At 69.2% G+C, this 16,129-nt stretch carries 15 protein-coding genes; 1 reads left to right on the top strand and 14 read right to left on the bottom strand.

From position 1 onward, the window contains the following. Positions 1 to 232: 232 nt before the first annotated feature. The 7 genes from ACZ7CD_RS26535 to ACZ7CD_RS26505 form a co-directional block, all read right to left on the bottom strand. Positions 233 to 418: a hypothetical protein gene (locus tag ACZ7CD_RS26535; RefSeq protein ID WP_470379925.1), complete on the bottom strand. Its 186-nt coding sequence runs from the start codon at positions 416 to 418 to the stop codon at positions 233 to 235. A gap of 74 nt (positions 419 to 492) precedes the next feature. Next, a complete protein-coding gene (locus ACZ7CD_RS26530) occupies positions 493 to 876 on the bottom strand; it encodes a peptidase inhibitor family I36 protein (RefSeq protein WP_470379924.1) in 384 nt (127 codons plus the stop codon). Between the two features lie 928 nt (positions 877 to 1,804). Further along, positions 1,805 to 2,224 carry an Imm1 family immunity protein gene (locus ACZ7CD_RS26525; protein ID WP_470379923.1) on the bottom strand — a complete coding sequence of 140 codons (420 nt, stop codon included), beginning with the start codon at positions 2,222 to 2,224 and terminating at the stop codon, positions 1,805 to 1,807. Then, complete coding sequence (locus ACZ7CD_RS26520) at positions 2,212 to 2,973, bottom strand: DddA-like double-stranded DNA deaminase toxin (RefSeq protein WP_470379922.1); 762 nt, start codon at positions 2,971 to 2,973, stop codon at positions 2,212 to 2,214. The genes ACZ7CD_RS26525 and ACZ7CD_RS26520 overlap by 13 nt, the downstream gene beginning before the upstream one ends. A gap of 147 nt (positions 2,974 to 3,120) precedes the next feature. Beyond that, on the bottom strand, positions 3,121 to 3,414 hold the full coding sequence (locus ACZ7CD_RS26515) for a hypothetical protein (protein ID WP_470379921.1): 294 nt from the start codon (positions 3,412 to 3,414) through the stop codon (positions 3,121 to 3,123). Next, positions 3,411 to 3,635 (bottom strand): hypothetical protein, encoded by a 225-nt coding sequence (locus ACZ7CD_RS26510; protein WP_470379920.1) that lies wholly within the window; start codon positions 3,633 to 3,635, stop codon positions 3,411 to 3,413. The genes ACZ7CD_RS26515 and ACZ7CD_RS26510 overlap by 4 nt, the downstream gene beginning before the upstream one ends. A gap of 302 nt (positions 3,636 to 3,937) precedes the next feature. Continuing rightward, positions 3,938 to 4,249 (bottom strand): hypothetical protein, encoded by a 312-nt coding sequence (locus ACZ7CD_RS26505; RefSeq protein ID WP_470379919.1) that lies wholly within the window; start codon positions 4,247 to 4,249, stop codon positions 3,938 to 3,940. A 170-nt stretch (positions 4,250 to 4,419) separates the two neighbouring features. Between ACZ7CD_RS26505 and ACZ7CD_RS26500 the strand changes: the two genes are divergently transcribed. Beyond that, a complete protein-coding gene (locus ACZ7CD_RS26500) occupies positions 4,420 to 5,616 on the top strand; it encodes a hypothetical protein (RefSeq protein ID WP_470379918.1) in 1,197 nt (398 codons plus the stop codon). Between the two features lie 180 nt (positions 5,617 to 5,796). Here ACZ7CD_RS26500 and ACZ7CD_RS26495 read toward each other — a convergent pair whose 3' ends face one another. The 7 genes from ACZ7CD_RS26495 to ACZ7CD_RS26465 form a co-directional block, all read right to left on the bottom strand. Further along, complete coding sequence (locus ACZ7CD_RS26495; protein ID WP_360393236.1) at positions 5,797 to 8,115, bottom strand: beta-L-arabinofuranosidase domain-containing protein; 2,319 nt, start codon at positions 8,113 to 8,115, stop codon at positions 5,797 to 5,799. Between the two features lie 233 nt (positions 8,116 to 8,348). Continuing rightward, complete coding sequence (ispH, locus tag ACZ7CD_RS26490) at positions 8,349 to 9,290, bottom strand: 4-hydroxy-3-methylbut-2-enyl diphosphate reductase (protein ID WP_470379917.1); 942 nt, start codon at positions 9,288 to 9,290, stop codon at positions 8,349 to 8,351. Then, complete coding sequence (gene pabB / locus ACZ7CD_RS26485) at positions 9,290 to 11,398, bottom strand: aminodeoxychorismate synthase component I (RefSeq protein WP_470379916.1); 2,109 nt, start codon at positions 11,396 to 11,398, stop codon at positions 9,290 to 9,292. The genes ispH and pabB (ACZ7CD_RS26485) overlap by 1 nt, the downstream gene beginning before the upstream one ends. A 54-nt stretch (positions 11,399 to 11,452) precedes the next feature. After that, positions 11,453 to 12,373 carry an AurF N-oxygenase family protein gene (locus tag ACZ7CD_RS26480; RefSeq protein WP_470379915.1) on the bottom strand — a complete coding sequence of 307 codons (921 nt, stop codon included), beginning with the start codon at positions 12,371 to 12,373 and terminating at the stop codon, positions 11,453 to 11,455. A 21-nt stretch (positions 12,374 to 12,394) separates the two neighbouring features. Then, entirely contained in the window at positions 12,395 to 14,404 is a 2,010-nt protein-coding gene (pabB, locus tag ACZ7CD_RS26475; RefSeq protein WP_360393248.1) for an aminodeoxychorismate synthase component I, read from the bottom strand. Next, positions 14,401 to 15,231 (bottom strand): arylamine N-acetyltransferase family protein, encoded by an 831-nt coding sequence (locus tag ACZ7CD_RS26470; RefSeq protein ID WP_470371077.1) that lies wholly within the window; start codon positions 15,229 to 15,231, stop codon positions 14,401 to 14,403. Before ACZ7CD_RS26470 ends, pabB (ACZ7CD_RS26475) begins: the two co-directional genes overlap by 4 nt. After that, complete coding sequence (locus ACZ7CD_RS26465) at positions 15,228 to 16,124, bottom strand: 4-hydroxybenzoate octaprenyltransferase (protein WP_470371076.1); 897 nt, start codon at positions 16,122 to 16,124, stop codon at positions 15,228 to 15,230. Before ACZ7CD_RS26465 ends, ACZ7CD_RS26470 begins: the two co-directional genes overlap by 4 nt. Between the last annotated feature and the right edge of the window lie 5 nt (positions 16,125 to 16,129).

Here is a 16,129-nt window from a genome sequence, read left to right as displayed (position 1 = left end):
CGTCCGCGCCGATCAACCGGACCGCCCCGAGGGCGATGCCCGTGTCCGCACCGGTGTTCATGTAGTCGGCGAGCCCGATGTCCTGGGCGCCGTCCACGGCGCCGAGAACGCGGTCGGCGACCTTGGCCGCCGCGTCCATCAGCGACACTTGCAGTCGTTCATCGTTCACCGGTACCAACAGCCCTTCCACTCGACTTGCGGCTGGCCCCGGCGGTCCGGGGCCGAACCCGTGCTAGTGCTTGGGCTCCTTGGGCAGCGGGGGCGAGAGCTTGAGCTTGAGCAGCAGCAGCGCCTGCGGGACGTCGACGCGCCGCGGCGCGTCACTGACACCGGCTTCGGGCTCCACCATGAGCGCCTCCACCGCGCTCTGCTCCTTGACGGCGGTCACCGCGCCGAGGAATACGTGCTGAGCGAACATCACAGCCTCCTTGGTCACCTGATATCGATGTGGAACGGGCAGGTCAACGTGACCCGGTAAATCGATTGGTCCGGTCAGGCCGGAATGAACACGACGCTACCGATCGAGAGGTTGTTGTTCATGTAGCCGCTCGCGATCGTCACGGCGTTCAGGGAGGTGCAGTTCGCGTCGTCGTAGACGACGGCCGAGTACCCCGTCTCGTTCTTGAACGACTTTCGCGGTCCTTTGAGGTCGTAGCAGGTCCGCGGACCGAGCAGGAGGTTGAGCACCGGGGTGGGGGAGGGGTTCGTCACGTTGTAGACGTTTCCCTGGAAGTAGGGCTGGTCCCACGCGCAGAACGTCGGTGTGGTGGAACAACCCTGAGCGGCCATGGCCGACGGGGTCGCCACGGTCAGGGACAGCAGGACCGATGCCGCTGCTGTGGCAGCGACGGCGCGCGGACTTCTCGGCAAAAGCATTTGTTCTCCTTCTGGGGAAGATGCAGTGCTCGTCCAATGAAGGCAGGAAAGGCATCGAAGTACTCTTCAACGGCCTTCCGTGAGGGCTACCGAAGAATCTGTCGGTCCTGCTCCTTCATTCTGTAGACGTCCGAAATCCGCTCAGTACTCAAACGTTCACCCGATCGGCCCAGAGAAGTGGCTGGTGCCATTGAAGAACGACTTTGCTCGAATCATGGGCACGAACACAGACCATCGAGCACACGTCACACCCTGGGTGGTCACCCCTGCTGACCTTCGTGGCGATCGCTCTGAGACAAACGGCACTCACCACCGATCGCGTGGGCGCCCGCTACTACGCGACCTAAACCCTCATACGCCCGGACTACCACGATCGAGCTAACTGAGATGGCGGAACGTCACGCGACCGCTGCCAGTGACGATTCCCGCTGACAGGGACTGGCTGCTGCTCTGTTCGCATCGATGAGATCGGGTGCGCGGACGGTCAGCGACTCGGCATCGACACCGATGTCGTCGATGCGGCGAGCACGGGCTGCACCTCGCGGACGCTGCCGTCGGTCGGCACCTGGAGGGCGAGGCTGCCGTCAGTCGCACGTGGCCTCGGCGAGCGTGTCCTCGGCCGCGGGCCCTCCGCGACGACCTGGCCGCCCTCGATCACCGCGATGCGGTCGGCCAGCTCGTCGGCCTCTTCCGGTATTGCGTGGCGAGGAAAATCGTCACGTCCGTGTTCGCAAGCCCTCCCCCCAGCTCCACCGTGCTCGCAACATCAAACAACAGCGTTGAGACTCTCGGCAGCAGCCCGATCAGTAGAACCACTCAATCGTGTAGTACATCGGCTCGCCTGGAAGGGGCGCACTGCATCTGTCCGTGGTACTCGTTGCGGGAGGTGTGTCCGGATGAACCGCAACCTGCGGACCTGGACGGCGAACTACTTGTGCGCAAGTCGGTGGAGATCCGCGAAGTCCGCGGGGATGTTGCCGCCGTGCTCGAAGTACGCGGTGAGGACTCTCCGCACCGTCTTCAGGGGTACCACCTGCTCGGCGGGGATCTCTTGGGTGTTGGCCGCGAAGTCGAACAGCTCCGTCCCTGCGGCGTTCTGGTCGCCAAGCGTCGCGCGGGCCGGTTCCCACAACTCGTGCACGAAACCGGACTTCATGCCGATGCCCGCATACAGGTGAGGGAAGCCATACGGGTCGTCGTTGACCGCGAGCTCGACGATCGCGGGAACCGGCTTGTCGCCGGGCAGCGCGATCACGCGATCGATCAACGCGGACAACTCTTCCTCTGAGTCGATCAGTACGGGAGATTTCGCCGACTCGCGATCAAAAACGGCCTTCAGCGTTGCCACGGTGCCCGTGTCCCTCCTGCGATCGTCTGCTTGTACCCGTCCGAACCGTAGATCGTGAGCGTGGAGCCGGCGGGCAGGATCGCCCCGACGAGCACCTCGCACCCGAAGTCACCGGGACACGGAAGGTTGTTGATCAGAACCGTAGCGTGCTGGATGTCGTTGTTGCGCATGTGCACCGCGAGCTTCGTTTCCACGTGCCACGCGGAGAACGGCAGCCCGGGACGCGGAAGTTGGAGCGACTTCAGGCACTCCGCGACGTCAGCGGCGTCGGCTCCTTGTCCGCTCACGATTTCCGTGTCATCGACTCCGTCCGCGAACCACCGCCCGTGCGTCTTCTGGCCTGTGCTCGCCTCGACGGGTGGGGGAAGCTGATCGCGGAGCTTCTGGATGTGCTCGGGTGAGCCCGGCTTCGGTCCACCAGAACGCGCCGGAGATGCGGGAGGCGCGGGTGAAGGCGAAGTTGGCGGGCCGCCGTCGAGTTGCAACCGACTGACCATGCTCTTGATCGCGTCCGCCGCCGAGCCGAGACCCGACGTCAACCCCTCGGGCTCGCGTATGCCCTCGACTGCCTTCGTGAACATGGCACGTGTTTCTTCAACATCCGCTTGAAGCGAACCCGTCCCAGCAGCCCCCAGAAGTTCGTAAGCCTCCTCGGCGAGATCCGCCGCCGCGTGTGCCGCACTGATCGCTTCTTCGATCTTGTTGAGTGCCCCGTTGAGTCCGTCCCCGACCTCGCCGATCGTTGCCACCGTGCCCCTCCGATCGGCATCGATGCTCGCACGAGGCACCGACAAAAGCAGGGACCCCGCCAGACGCATGGCCTGGCGGGCGCAGTTGCCGTGCTTGATGTAGCGACTAATACGAATCGCACCGTGCCTCGATTGAGTGAAAGGTCCTCAGCGCCGGTGGTTTGCCGCTATGGCCGTCAGGTCGACACGGAAGAACGCGTCGTCGATCGCCACATCCACCTCGGCGTCGACCCACCCGTCCGCGAAGACCTCGTCGTCCTCGATGTACAGCCCGACCGGGTCGAGCACCCTGTTCAACGCCGCCAGGTAGTCGCCCACGATCGCTTCGACATCGTGAACACCGGCGGTCGGGCCGAGATGCGCGCGCACAGCACCCTCCAGGGTGGTGGCCTCACCGAGATCGTGCCGGGCGGCCAGTGCGCCCAGCGACCGCTCACTCACGCCTGCCTCCCGTACAGGTCAGTCAGGATGACGATGTCCTTCGTGCCGCCGATGCGCGGGACCGAGCGCAGCTGTTTACGCATGAACTCACCGGCCCGGCCGGCGAACTGCCCGGCAACCGAACCGGCGCTGGCGAGCCAACGCAGCCAGGTGAGGTGCGTATCGACGTCGCCAGCCGCAGGGCGACCGTGGTCGACTTCCGCCGTGGTCGTAGAGGTCATGACGACATGGTGTCGATCGAGGGCCTCACTCGATCGAGACACCACCCTGCGATCGCGACTTCTGTTCGTGCTGATCAAGCGCAAGTGGGTGCGAGGTCGAGTTCCACATGTTATCGGCGGTAATGGTGCAGGCGACGCCAGCGTCGCACATCGCGCGACCGCGGTGCTGCCCCCGTTGACGTACTAGATCTTGCCCTCGTCGTACTGCAGGACAACAAGCTCTGCACCGCCTGCGGCTGCCAGTCGGTCAGGCCGTCGGCGTGCGCGGTCTTGGCGGGCCAGGTGGTGGTCTGGGTGTCGGACTACCGGATGTGTTGCAGCTCGGCGGCAGCCTCGGCGATGAGCTCCAACGACTCACCATCGCTCAGTGCCATCTCGCTCAGCTTCGTGAACCGCTGCACACATCGCTCGGTCAGGCTTGGGTCTTCGTCGTAGTCGCCTTTGAGGAAGGTTTCGAAGTACGCGACGGGTCTGCTGCACGAGCAGGTGACCCCCATCCTTTGGTACGCCCGCCGGGGACTCGAACGCACACCACGCCGTCGCTGGACCATCGACGACCACTTGATTCGCGTACAGGCGTTCGACGTCCGCAACGGTAGGTACAGGCTGAACATGGGAGGATGGCGGGAGGAGATTGGGAGAAGGCAAGGTGTGGCAATAGGATTGAGATGCTTTCAAGTGCATCCAACTGCATCGCCACGACCAGTTGCTTCAGCGTTCGCGCAAGCCAGGCGATGATCTGGCCCACCCTGAAGGTGTGGTTCCTGAGAGGAGAGGTCAGCCGATGAGCCGGTCCGGTGTGGACGTGCACGTGCTCGGCGACGACAGCGCGCCGGTGGTCGGTGAGGTGGAACGGATCTGCGCTCACGCCGACCCGGTCGTCCGCAACCTGCAGATCACCCACTGCTACCACCGGTTGTCGCGGGCGCTGGCCGCGCGCACCGGCGGGGGCGCGAACTGGTGCACCTTCGCGGTGTGGGCGTCGAAGCAGGTGGGGCAGTCGATCCGGCAGGAGGACCTGGCGCGCACGGTCGAGCGGTTGCTCAAGGCCTCGCCCGAGGTGGCCGCCGGCGTGGACCTGGTGGTGCGCGGGCTGCGGCGGGGTGTGCCGCGGGAGGTGCTGGAGCACGCGCACGGCGTGGTGCGGCAGGCCGTGCTGACGACCGCGCGGCTTGACGACGTCGGTGCCGCGGCGGCGCGGGGCAACCTCAAGGTCTTCGAGGAGGTCGCGCGGGAGTTCGCCCGGTTCCTGGCCGGCTTCAGCGGCGGTGCGGACGAGCCGATCGGGGAGTTCCGCGACTCGCTGCGGTCCGGTGAGCCGCCGGAGGGGCAGCGGTACCTGCGCCAGGCCTTCGGCCGGTACCACCGGGCGATGACCACCGACGACCCCAAGCAACGCGCGGAGTTGCTGCTGCTGGCCAACATCGAGGTCGGCCTGCACGAGCAGACGCGGTTGCAGCCGGAGATCGCCGCCGCGATGCAGGCGCCCGTGGTCGACCCCCGCGAGCTCGAACGGCGGCTGTTCGAGCTGCTGCTGCCCGGTAGCCGGGTGGTGCGGTGGCTGCGCAAGGCGGTGTTGTTCGTGCTCGGCCGCCGGACCGCCGTGCGCATCGCCACGGAGCAGTTGGCCGACCAGGCGCGTGCGGTGGTCCGCCGTGCGGTGACCCGGCACCTGATGACGCTGGCGTTGCCCGGTGGTGAGGTGCTCGACCTGAGCGACGACCTGCCGGCCGCGTTCCCGCCGCTGCTGGCAGAGCTGGCCGACCCGGAGCTGCTGGCGTTGCTCGCGCAGGTCGACCCGACGCCGGACAGCCTGCGCGACACGGCCGCGCGGGACTGGGCCGACCTGCCGGACCGGATGCACTACATCGCCGACATGTTCCGTTGCCACGCGGTGCGCGACGACCTGCTCGGCGCGCCGTTCACGGCCGAGCAGGTCGAGGCGCTGACCTCCGGGCGGCGCCCCGGCGGCCCGCTCTGACCCCCTGCTCCACCCGCATCTGCAAGTACCACCAACTCAAGATCATCGAGCACTTTTCCACTACCAACTCGTCCTCCCGTCACCTGCTGCTTCGGCGACCGGCGAACAGGTTGGGTGCAGTCAGCGGCGATTTGATCAAGAGTTGGTGGTACTTGCAGATGCCCGGGGCAAGCAGGGGAGTTAGTTCTGGACCAGGCGCCAGCGGTTGTCCGCGCTGCCGTTGTCCGGGTCCTGCACGATCTGAGCGCCGGCGGCGGTGGAGCCGTTGAGGACGCCGAGCAGCTTGCCGCTGTTGGCGTTGCGGACCTTGTAGGTGCCGTCGCCCTGCGGCAGCAGCGTCCAGCGGTGGTCGGCGGTGCCGTTGTCCGACCACTGCAGGACGCGGGCGTTGTCGGCGGTGGACATGTTCTCCACGCCCAGCACCTTGCCGCTGTGCACGTTGCGCAACCGCACGTCGGCGCCGTCGGTGACGATCTGCCAGTTGTGGTCGGCGGTACCGCTGTCGTGCCACTGCACCGCCAGCCCACCGTCCGAAGTGGACATGTTCTGCACGCCGAGCACCATGCCGGTGGCGACGTTGACCAGCCGGTGGCTCGTCGTGCCACCACCGCCGCCGGCGTTCCAGTAGACGGTGTAGTTGAAGCCGTGCGCGTCGTGGAACGGCCCGAGGTTGACCTGCGTGCCGTTCGCCGTCGCGGTGAACGCCAGCGCCGACGAGCTGGTGCGCGTCACGGAGCTCACGTTGAGCGACGGCAACCCCGACAGGCTGGAGTTGCCGTAGTTGCCCGCCAGCACCGCCGGGCCGTAGGTGAGCGCGACGACGTTCGAGTTGTCGTTGGCCGCCTGGGCGATCACGCGCATCGGCAGCTTCAGCACCACCACGTCACCGGAGGTCCACGACCGGGTCAGCGACGCGTAGGAACCGGGCGTGGCGGTCACGTCCTGCGCGGCACCGTTGACGCTGATGGTCGCGCCCGACGTCCAGCCGGGGATGCGGAACCGCATCGTCCACGACCCGCTGACGTTGCCGGTGACGGTGAACGTCGTCGTGTCGCTCGCCGGGTAGGTCGTGGCCTGGGTGACCGTGATGCCGCGCGCCGACCACGTCAGCACCGACGGCGCGTACAGGTTCACCGTCAGCGTGGTGCCGCTGTAGAAGTAGATCGAGTCGGCGAGCTTGGTGTTGTTCTCCAGGCCGGTGCCCTGGCAGCACCAGAACGTGGTGTAGTCCGTGCTCCAGTTGCCGCCGCCCCACGCCGGCCCGGTGTTGCCGCGCCGGTGACCGGGGTTGAGGCCGGTGAAGTAGCAGATGTGGCCGTGCGGGTCGGCCGGGTTCTGCTGGCCGATCAGGTGGTTGATCAGGGCGCGCTCGTAGTAGTCGAAGTACGCGGCCCTGTTCGGGTCGAGCAGCCACAGCTCCCGCGTCAGCTTCAGCATGTTGTAGGTGTTGCACGCCTCGCACGCGTCGGTGTTGAGGTACGCGGCGATCGCGTTGGGGGAGCGGAAGTGCTCGGCCTGGCTGTTGCCGCCGATCACGTACGTGTGCGCGCCGACGGTGATGTTCCAGGCGTTCGAGGCGATGTCGCGGTACCGGGTCGTGCCGGTCGCCTTGTACTCGCGGGCCGCGCCGATCCACTTCGGCACCTGCGTGTTGGCGTGCAGGCCGGCCAGCCGGTCCTGGTTGGCCGCCAGCGGGTCGAAGACCGAGGCGTGGTCGAACCGCTGGGCCGTGGCGAGCCAGCGGGAGTCGCCGGTCTGCTGGTACAGGTCGGCGAGCACGGCGTTCATGCCGCCGAACTCGGTGCCCAGCACGCGCTGCATCACGCTGTAGGACAACCGGGACGTGCGCCAGTCCACCCAGCCGGCCAGGCGCAGCAGCACGTCGCGCGCCTGGTTGTTGCCGAGGTAGCGCCACGCGTCGAGCAGCCCGGCGAGGGTCTTGTGCATCGAGTAGTACGACACGGCTTTCGGCGAGCCGGACTCCATCGCGTCGAAGTCCGACTCCGGGAAACCGGCCAGGTACCCGGTGTTGAACCCGGCCGCACCGTTGTTCGCCTGGCACTTGGCCAGTTCCGCGACCATGTAGTTCGCTTTGTCACGGCACGTCGTGTCGCCCAGCATCGCCCACGCCTGCGCCCACGCCGTGAGGAAGTGGCCCTGGCTGTGCGTGCGGAACGGGAAGTTCGGCGCCTCCCAGCCACCCAGCGCGGCGGCGCCGTTCGTCGACAGCCGGTGGTTGGCGCGGAAGTTGTAGAGCAGCCGGTCCACGTCGACGAACCGCAGGTACGACAACGTCCGGTTCTGGTTCTCCTGCCACCGCCCGGACGTCAGCCGGACCTCGGACAGGTCGAAGGCGTAGGCCGACACCCCCGCGTCACCGCGCACCGGCGGCACCGCGGCCGCTTGGGCCGCGGCGGAGACCAACGAGGGTGCGGTGGTCGCGACCGCGACCACGCCCGCTGCCTGGAAAAGCCTGCGTCGACTCAACGATGAGGACATGGCGCGCTCCGGTTGCTCGGCGAGTGGTGCGACGTCGCACCGTCGTGGCTCCGCGACCGAATGTAGCCACGACCTCACCGACCGGTCAACGGTTCGATGTGAGCGCTAACGTCCGTGGTGAGGTTTTGGACCAGGGTGCCATCCCGGCTTTACAAGCACGTTCGACGATTCGATGACCACTTCCGGACAACCTAAATGTTATCGCTAACATGATCTTGCGGTGACCGGTGTGATCAGTCGGCACGGCGCACCGCCGACGGCATGGTGAACGAGATGGTCTCGACGGCGGTGGTGTGCGTCGACACGTCGACCACGCCCAGCTCCCGCAACGCGGCGACGACCTCGTCCACCAGTTCCGGTGGCGCCGAGGCACCGGCCGACAGCCCCACCGCGGTCACGCCCTCCAGCCACGCCGGGTCGATCTCCGAGGCGTCGTCGACCAGGTGCGCCGGGGTGCCGGTGCGGGCCGCCAGCTCGACCATGCGCACCGAGTTGGAGGAGTTCTTCGAGCCCACGACGAGCACCAGGTCGGACCGCGCGGCGACGTCGCGGATCGCCACCTGCCGGTTCGTGGTGGCGTAGCAGATGTCGTCGGAACCGGGTCCGCGCAGCTGCGGGAACTTGCGCTGCAACGCCGCCACGACCTCGGCGGTCTCGTCGACCGCCAGCGTGGTCTGGGTGAGGTAGGAGACCGGGCCGGTGATCTCCAGCGCCTCGACGTCGGCGACGGTCTCCACGAGCACCGTCCGGTCGGGCGCCTCGCCGAGGGTGCCGTCGACCTCCTCGTGCCCGGCGTGGCCGATCAGCACGATGGTGTCGCCGCGCTCGGCGAACCGGCGGGCCTCGGTGTGCACCTTGGCCACGAGCGGGCAGGTCGCGTCGACCACGTCGAGCGACCGTTCCACGGCCTCCGCGCGCACGGCGGGGGAGACGCCGTGCGCGGAGAACACCGCCGTGGCACCGGGAGGAACCTCCGACAGCTCCTCCACGAACACGGCGCCACGGGCCTCCAGACCGCGCACCACGTGGACGTTGTGCACGATCTGCTTGCGCACGTAGATCGGGCCACCGCGCTGGTCGAGCAGTCGTTCCACGATCTCGACGGCCCGCTCCACCCCGGCGCAGAACGACCGGGGCGAGGCGAGCAGCACCGAGCGTGGCGGGTGTTCGGTCATCAGGGGGCCTTCCGATCGTCGGGGACCTTCGCCTTCGGCAGTGCGCGCAGGGTGGCCTGGGCCTTGAGCAGCATCTCGTCGTACTCGGCGGCGGGGTCGGAGTCGAGCACGATGGCGCCGCCCGCGCCGATGGTCAGCTCGCCGCCGTGGCTCACGGCGGTGCGGATGGTGATGCTGAGGTCGGCGGTTCCGTTGCGGGACAGGAAACCGATGGCGCCGGAGTAGACGCCGCGGGCCTCGGTCTCCAGCTCGTCGATGATCTCCATGGTGCGCAGCTTCGGCGCTCCCGTCATGGACCCGCCGGGGAAGCACGCCCGCACGGCGTCCACCGCGGACGTGCCGGCCCGCAGCGTGCCGGTGACCGTGGAGACCAGCTGGTGCACGGTGGCGTAGGACTCGGTGGCCATCAACGACGGCACGGTGACGCTGCCGACCTCGCAGATCCGCCCGAGGTCGTTGCGCAGCAGGTCCACGATCATCAGGTTCTCCGCGCGGGTCTTGGGGTCCATCTGCAACGAGCGCCGCCGCTCGTCGTCGGTGCGCGGGTCGGGGTGGCGGGGCGCGGTACCCTTGATCGGCTTGGTCTCGACGGTGCGGGTGGCGTCGACCTTGAGGAACCGCTCCGGCGAGGAGCTGAGCACCGTGACGTCGCCCAGCCGCAGGAACGCCGCGTACGGCGCCGGGTTGAGCCGCCGGAGCCGCCGGTAGTAGGCGAAGTCGTCGGCCGGTGCGGGCAGGCGGAGCTTGTCGGTCAGGCAGATCTCGTAGCTCACGCCCTCGCGCAGCCGCCGGTCGCACTCGGCGATGTCGGCGAGGTACCGCTCCTGCGAACGGACGAGAAACCCCGACACGTCGTGCTGTTCCGCTTGCGCGGCAACGGGGTCCGGTGCCGGAGCGGGCAGGTCGGCCAGCGCGCGGACGGTCGTGCCGGTCCACTCCTCGGCCGCTGCCAGGTCCCGCTGCTCGCCCACGGCGACGACGTAGGTGCGGTTCTCCGCGTGGTCGACGGCGATGAACCGGTCCGCCTGCAGCCACACGGCGTCCGGGGTGTCGGACCGGTGGGCCCTGTTCGCGCCGCAGTCGGCCTTCAGCTCGTACCCGAAGTAGCCGACGTACCCGCCGGTGAGGTCGAACGGCAGCCCCTCGGTGCCGGCGACCACGCGGCCGGTGCGGCGGTCGAGCGCCTCGAAGATCGTGCCGCTCTCGAACCGCGCGGTGCCTCCGGCCGGGTCCACGACGACGTGCCCGTCCTCCACCCGGTAGGTGAGCATCTCGGCACCGGGTGCGTCGGCGGTGCCCAGGAACGAGAAGCGGGCCAGTCCCGGTTCGACGTGCGCGCTGTCGAGCCAGAACGCCCGCCGGCTCGCACCGAACGCGGTCTGGAACGCGGCCTCGGTGTCGACGGCCTTGTCCAGAATCCTGATGTGCGCCCGCAGCGGTGCATCTGGAGAGTGCACTGTGGACGGTGCGTCAGGCAGTGCGGTGCCGGTGCCGTTGCCGGTGAGGCCGTGCCCGTTGGTGCGCCGGTGTGCGCTCAGGGCCAGGTCGCGGAAGTTCGCCACGAGCCGGGCACCGTGCTCGGTGCAGATCGACTCGGGGTGGAACTGCACGCCCCACCACGGCCGGTCACGGTGCGCCAGGCCCATCACCACGCCGTCCTCGGCCCGTGCGGTGATCTCCAGGTGCGCGGGCACCGGCTCGGCGACGCTCAGCGAGTGGTACCGCACGGCGGTGAAGTCCTGCGGCAGGCCCGCGAACAAGCCTTCGCCGTCGTGCCGGACCGTGGTGAGGTGCCCGTGCCGCGGCTGCGGGGCGGGGGTGATCCGCGCGTCCGCCAGCAGTCCCATGCCCTGGTGGCCCAGGCACACGCCCAGCACCGGCAGCCGGCCGTGCTCCAGCACGTCGCGGGACCGGCCGAAGTCGCGGGACAGCGCCGGGTGCCCCGGTCCCGGCGAGATGACCGCGGCGTCGAAGCCGTCGAGGTCGAGGTGCTCCCAGCCGGCGTCGTCGTTCCGCACGACCACGGGCGCGACGCCGTACACCTCTGCCAGCAGCTGGTACAGGTTGTAGGTGTAGGAGTCGTAGTTGTCGACGAGCAGAACGCGCATGGGTTCATCACCAGCTTCGGTGGGCGCCTGGGGTGGTGGGGCGGGGTCGTCGCGTCACGTCCCGAGCAGGTCGTGGCCGATGCCCAGGTCGTCGAGCAGCAGCTGCAGCGGTCCGTTGTCCCGCTTCGGCACGGGCCGGGCCGCCGCCCACTCGCGCAGCTGGTCGGCGCCGATCTCGAAACCGCCCTGTGCCGCGACGGCCACCCACGGCTCCAGGTCGGCGGAGCGGAACGCGGTCAGGCCGCTGACGAGCGCCTCGCGGAACATCCGCTGCTGCGCGGAGTCCAGGCGCCGGTACAGCGATCCGCACAGCTCGCGGAACACCACGGCGTGACCGCTCTCGTCACGCCGGTGCAGGTCGGTGGTGATGCGGTTCATCGGCTGGATGTCCTGGGCCGTGGACAGCGTCGAGAGGAACCCGCTGATCGTCGTCTCCGCGGCCAGGGAAAACGCGATGTCGACGATGTCGCGGTCGAACCCGGACAGCCCGGTGCGTGCCGCCGCGAGCCCCTGCACCACCGACCAGCCGCCCGGTGCGAACCGCACGTCGCTCATGTCCCTGCGCCGCCGCGTGACGCCGACGGCGTTGTGGCACATGAGGATGTGGTAGTGCTCGTCGAGCATCGTCTGGTGCAGCGCCTCGACGGCGGCGTCGTCGCGGCGTACCGGGATGTTCCCGTGCAGCATCAGCCCGCAGGCCGGCAGGATGATCTCGTCCTCGATGGCCGCGGTCTTGGCGTTGTAGGCGATCCAGGCCGCGGACAGGATGCGCTCGCGGGCGTCGCGGTCGAGCCGTTCGGCACCGGGCAGGGCGAGCACCGGCACGAGGTGCTCCGGGAAGTCCGGCAGGCGCGGGTCGAAGTGCCCGTCGAGGTCGAGCTCGTCCTTCTTGACGGCCACCCGCCCGGCCCAGCGGCGGTTCAGCTGGACCAGCAGGTCGCGCTCGTACTCCTCGCGCACCGGGGTGCTGGACATCGGGAAGCCTCCTTCAGGTGGTCAGCTCGGGGACCGGGCACGCCAGGCGCGCAGCGACGCCGCGGCCTTGAGCAGCATCTCCTCGTACTCGTCGGCGGCGTCGGAGTCGAGCACGATCGCCCCGCCCGCGCCGATGGTCAGCCGGTCGCCGACGCGCACCGCCGTGCGGATCACGATGTTGAGGTCGGCGCCGCCGGAGAGGCCGAAGTAGCCGAGGGCACCGGAGTACACGCCCCTGGCCTCCGTCTCCAGCTCGTCGATGATCTCCATGGTGCGCAGCTTCGGCGCCCCGGTCATCGACCCGCCGGGGAAGCACTGCCGGACGCAGTCCAGCGCGCCGACCCCGTCCCCGAGCCGGCCGTGGACGGTGGAGACGAGCTGGTGCACCGTCTGGTAGCTCTCGACCGCGAGGTACGGGTCCACGAAGATGCTGCCCACCTCGCACACCCGGCCCAGGTCGTTGCGCAGCAGGTCGACGATCATCAGGTTCTCGGCCTGCGTCTTGGCGCTGGAGGCGAGGGTGGCGGCGATCTCGGCGTCGCGCACGGGGTCGCTGTCGCGCGGGGCGGTGCCCTTGATGGGTTTGCTGGTGACGGTGCGGTCGCGCTCGACGCGCAGGAACCGCTCCGGCGAGGAGCAGAAGACCGAGAGGTCGCCCAGGCGCAGCAGGGCGGCGTACGGTGCCGGGTTCGCCCGCCGCAACCGCCGGTAGAACGCCGTGTCGTCGTCGTGGAACGGCAGGTGCAGCTTGTCGGTCAGGCAGATCTCGTAGCTCTCGCCCAGCCGCAGCTGCCGCTGGCACTCCGCGATGTCCGCGAGGTACTGCTCCCGGTCGCGGACCAGGAACCCCGCCGCGTCGACCGGTTCGGCGGGCTCGACCGGCGGTTCACCGGCCTGGCGCAGTCCGGTGAGGACGGTCGCGGTCCGGTCCACCCAGTCCTGCGCGTCCTCACGGGTCGCCGGGTCGTGCACGGCGACGACGTAGGTCAGGCCCTCGCGGTGGTCGAACGCGATGACCCGGTCGGCGAACATCCAGGCCGCGTCGGGGGTTTCGGCGGTGTGCCGGTTCGAGGTGCCGCAGTCGGCCTTGAGCTCGTAGCCGAAGTAGCCGACGTACCCGCCGGTGAGGTCGAACGGCAGGGTGGTGCTGGCGACCTGCCGCTCGCGCAACCGGTGTTCCAGGTAGTCGAACACGGTGCCGGGCACGTCGCGTTCCCCGCCGGCGTCGCGCACCCGCACCACGCCGGTACCGCAGCGGTAGGTCACGACCTCGCTGTGCGGCCCGGACACGTCGCCCAGGAACGAGAACCGGGACAACCCCTCCTCGACCCGGCTGCTGTCGAGCCAGAAGCAGTGGGTGGACTCGCCGAACAGCTCCAGGAAGACCGACTCGGCGTCGGCGGTCGTCGGCACGACGGCGCTGACGAGCTCCAGCTCACCGCGGCGGTGGGCCTGGCGGGTCAGCTCGGCGAAGTTGCGCAGGATCTCCGCACCGTAACCGGAGGCGACCGACTCGGGGTGGAACTGCACGCCCCACTGCGGCCGGTCCCGGTGCCGCAACGCCATCAGCACCCCGTCGTCGGCCCACGCGATCGGGACGAGCTCCTCCGGCAGCGGTTCCCGCACGCACAGCGAGTGGTACCGGACCGCGACGAACTCGCTCGGCACACCGGCGAACAACGGGTCGCCGTCGTGGGAGACCTTGGCGAGGTGCCCGTGGCGCGGTTCGGGTGCGGCGGCCACGGTCGCGCCCGCCAGGTGCCCGATGACCTGGTGCCCGAGGCAGACCCCGAGCACCGGCAACGTGGTGCGGCGCAGCAGCTCCCCGACCAGGCCGATGTCGCGGGGGTGCTGCGGCCGGCCGGGGCCGGGGGAGACGACGATGTTGTCGAAGCCCTCCCGCCACAGCTCGGGCAGCGCCGGGTCGTCGTTGACCACGACCACCGGTTCCCGTCCGTTGATCTCGGCGATCAGCTGGAACAGGTTGAAGGTGTACGAGTCGTAGTTGTCCACCAGCAGGGTGCGCGTCATGAGCCGGCCAAGGTCTTCCCGAGGAGCTGGACGTCCTCCGGTTCCAGGGTGATCCCGAAGACCTCCCCGGGAGCGGCCAGCGCCTCCGCCTCGTCGAGCTCGCGGACCTCCGCCGGCGCACCCGGCCGCAGCTCGGTGAGCGTGGTGCCGACGAGGAGGTGCCGCACGTCCGGTCGCGTGCGTTGCAGGACCATCCGGTGGTTGAACGGGGACCGGGGGTGCGTGAGGCAGAAGTGGTTGAGGAGCTCGAAGTCCGACGGGTAGCGCACGTCGGTGGTGAAGCCGTAGAGCTCCGCCGGTCCCTCCGGCCGCAGCATGCGCAGCACGTGCTCACCGGTCGGCTCGCGCACGAGGTCGAACGACCAGGGGCCGTCCAGCCGCGCGTCCTGCGCGAACCGGATCGGCTCGTGCGGCCCGTGGGCGCCGAAGCTCACGTCGTGCAGCCACCGCTCGCCGTCCAGGTCGACGAGCAGGGCCACGTGCAGCGCCGGACCGACCCTGCTGCCGGTGCGGATGCGGGTCCGGCCGGCGAAGGCGGTGAACGTGAACCCGATGCGGTCCAGCACCGCGGCCACCAGGACGACCTGCTCCAGGCACCAGCCGCCGCGGCCCTGCCGCAGGACCTTCTCCTGGACGCGGTCGAGGTCCAGCGGCACCTCGGTGCGCCCGAGCAGCGGGTCGAGGTTGTCGAACGGGATCGCGTCGACGTGGGCGACGTGCAGGCGCCGCAACGTGTCGAGGTCCGGCGCCACCGCGCCCTCGACGCCCACGCGGGCCAGGTAGGCGTCCAGGTCGACCGCGTCGCCCTGCCACATCGCGGTGCTCACGTGAACTGCCCGGCGATCACGGCGGCCAGGACGATCCAGCCGTAGTTCGTGTTGGCGACGAAGGTGTCCCAGCACGCCTTCGGGTCGTCCAGGTCCACCCGGAACAGCAGGTGCGCCAGGTACGCCGCCGCCAGCACCACGACCGCGTAGAACGCCCACCCGATCGACGTCAGCGAACCGGCCCACAGCACACCGGCCACGCTGAGCACGACGAAGAGCGACAGCCACGCCTTGGTCGCCCCGCCGAACAGCAGCGCCGAGGACCTGACACCGATCTTCCGGTCGAACTCCTTGTCCTGGTGGGAGTAGATGGCGTCGTGCACCATCGTCCAGAACGTCCCGGCGGCGTACAGGCCGTACACCGCGGGCGGGTAGTCGGTGTCGCCGGTCGCCGCCGTCCAGCCGACGAACACGTAGGTGCTCATCACCAGCCCGAGGAACCCCGAGGGCCAGAAGAAGAAGCGCTTCATGAACGGGTACGCGACGATCAGCGGGTACGTGGCGAGCGCGACCAGTGCGGTCTCGACGTTCGCCAGCAGCAGGACGAGCAGCGCGGCCAAGGCCTGTGCGGCGCCCCAGAGGATCCCGTTGCGGACGCTGATCGTCCCCGCCGCGACCGGTCGCCCCACGGTGCGGGCGACGCGGGCGTCGATCTCCCTGTCGGTCACGTCGTTGCTGGCGCAGGCGAAGCCGCGGATCAGCACCGCGGCGACGGCGATGGCCGCCACCGACAGCAGGTCGGGCCGGTGGCCGGAGGCGAACACGACGGCCCACAGACCGGGCAGCAGGTAGAGGACGTACCCCGTGGGCCGGTCCAGCCGCATCAGCAGCAGGTACGGGCGGACCGGGTCCGGGCTCTTCGTGACGACGCCCGCGGATATCTTGTGCAGCATCAGGT

The sequence above is a fragment of the Lentzea sp. NPDC036949 genome (assembly GCF_055608075.1).
The sequence above is the reverse complement of the archived record's forward strand: the minus strand, read 5'-3'. Positions and strand labels throughout refer to the sequence as shown.

What these genes read in the sequence shown, in the direction of transcription:
- ACZ7CD_RS26510 (WP_470379920.1), bottom strand. Translation starts at nt 3,635, where the DNA reads ATGACCTCTACGACCACGGCGGAAGTCGACCACGGTCGCCCTGCGGCT.
- ACZ7CD_RS26480 (WP_470379915.1), bottom strand. Translation starts at nt 12,373, where the DNA reads ATGTCCAGCACCCCGGTGCGCGAGGAGTACGAGCGCGACCTGCTGGTC.
- ACZ7CD_RS26535 (WP_470379925.1), bottom strand. Translation starts at nt 418, where the DNA reads ATGTTCGCTCAGCACGTATTCCTCGGCGCGGTGACCGCCGTCAAGGAG.
- ACZ7CD_RS26500 (WP_470379918.1), top strand. Translation starts at nt 4,420, where the DNA reads ATGAGCCGGTCCGGTGTGGACGTGCACGTGCTCGGCGACGACAGCGCG.
- pabB (WP_470379916.1), bottom strand. Translation starts at nt 11,398, where the DNA reads ATGCGCGTTCTGCTCGTCGACAACTACGACTCCTACACCTACAACCTG.
- ispH (WP_470379917.1), bottom strand. Translation starts at nt 9,290, where the DNA reads ATGACCGAACACCCGCCACGCTCGGTGCTGCTCGCCTCGCCCCGGTCG.
- ACZ7CD_RS26530 (WP_470379924.1), bottom strand. Translation starts at nt 876, where the DNA reads ATGCTTTTGCCGAGAAGTCCGCGCGCCGTCGCTGCCACAGCAGCGGCA.
- ACZ7CD_RS26465 (WP_470371076.1), bottom strand. Translation starts at nt 16,124, where the DNA reads ATGCTGCACAAGATATCCGCGGGCGTCGTCACGAAGAGCCCGGACCCG.
- ACZ7CD_RS26505 (WP_470379919.1), bottom strand. Translation starts at nt 4,249, where the DNA reads ATGTTCAGCCTGTACCTACCGTTGCGGACGTCGAACGCCTGTACGCGA.
- ACZ7CD_RS26495 (WP_360393236.1), bottom strand. Translation starts at nt 8,115, where the DNA reads ATGTCCTCATCGTTGAGTCGACGCAGGCTTTTCCAGGCAGCGGGCGTG.
- pabB (WP_360393248.1), bottom strand. Translation starts at nt 14,404, where the DNA reads ATGACGCGCACCCTGCTGGTGGACAACTACGACTCGTACACCTTCAAC.